Origin of the sequence: uncultured Meiothermus sp. (genome assembly GCF_937863175.1) — a bacterium.
GTDB lineage: Bacteria > Deinococcota > Deinococci > Deinococcales > Thermaceae > Meiothermus.
On the sequence record NZ_CALMCQ010000434.1, the window covers coordinates 1 to 1,127 of the forward strand.

2 protein-coding genes are annotated in these 1,127 nt (G+C 60.5%); both read left to right on the forward strand.

What is annotated here, in order from left to right:
- Positions 1-614: sodium:calcium antiporter (locus Q0288_RS16225; RefSeq protein ID WP_299432787.1), on the forward strand; the 614-nt coding region annotated here is incomplete at its 5' end.
- A 242-nt stretch (positions 615-856) separates the two neighbouring features.
- On the forward strand, positions 857-1,127 hold a 271-nt coding region (locus tag Q0288_RS16230), incomplete at its 3' end, for a cation:proton antiporter (protein WP_299432790.1).

Consider the following 1,127-nt stretch of genomic DNA (forward strand, 5'->3'; position numbering starts at 1 on the left):
TCCCGGTTCTGTATTTCGGCAACGATGTAAACCGCCTCGAGGGCCTGTTCCTGGTAGCCTTGTTGCTGGCCTATGTGGTTTTTCTGTTCCGCTCTAGCCAGGGAGAGTCGGCGGCGGTGCAGAGTGAGTACGAGGAAGAGTACGGGGATGATTCCAGGTCTCGTGCGGGCTGGCGCACCTACCTGGGGGTGTTGGTGGGGCTGGCCCTGCTGGGAGTGGGAGCCCGCCTGCTGGTGATGGGGGCGGTAGATCTGGCCAGGGGTTTTGGCGTCTCCGAACTGGTCATTGGCCTGACCATTGTGGCTGCCGGAACCAGCCTGCCTGAGGTGGCTGCTTCGGTTATAGCCGCCTTGCGGCGCCACCCCGATATCGCTTTGGGCAATATTGTGGGCTCCAACATCTTCAACATCCTCTCGATTCTGGGAATCACAGCTCTAATACAACCCATTGGCCTGCCCTGGGAGACCATCCAGCGCGATATGCTGGTCATGCTGGCGGCCAGCGTTATCCTCTGGCCCTTCCTGTTTACCGGCTCGAGGCTGGGAAGAAGGGAGGGAGCGGTTTTTCTGGTGGCCTACCTCGCTTATGTGGTCTATCTGATAGTCAGCAACTAGGTACCTCCTCTGTAGGTAGGCCATAGCATCCAGCCCGGCCTACAACGGGGTACTGCGTCTGTGATCGTGCAGACCGGCAGGGGGCTTTATTGGGTTTGACCAACCCAGTAAGGTGCAGCTTAATCCAGACCGGACTCTTTCGGCCCCCGGTGTGATAGCTTTCTAATGAGCCCCGGTCGGTCTGGACAAAAGGGGTCCTGAAGGCGGCCATCGGGGGTATGACTGGCTAGCAGGAGGTTGGCTTGGAGGCTCTTCACATCGCGATCGCATTTGTGTTGGGCCTGCTGGCGTCCGCCCTGAGGCTGCCCGCACTGGTAGGCTACCTGGCTGCTGGCCTGTTGCTGAGCTTGCTGGGGGTGCAGAGCACCCCACTGCTCGAGGGCATTGCCCAGGTGGGGGTCTTGCTGCTGCTATTCACCATCGGCCTGACCCTTAACCTGGGGGGGATCTTCCGCCGCGAGGTGGCCGGGGTGGGGATACTGCACCTGCTACTGGTCATTCCGCTGCTCTGGG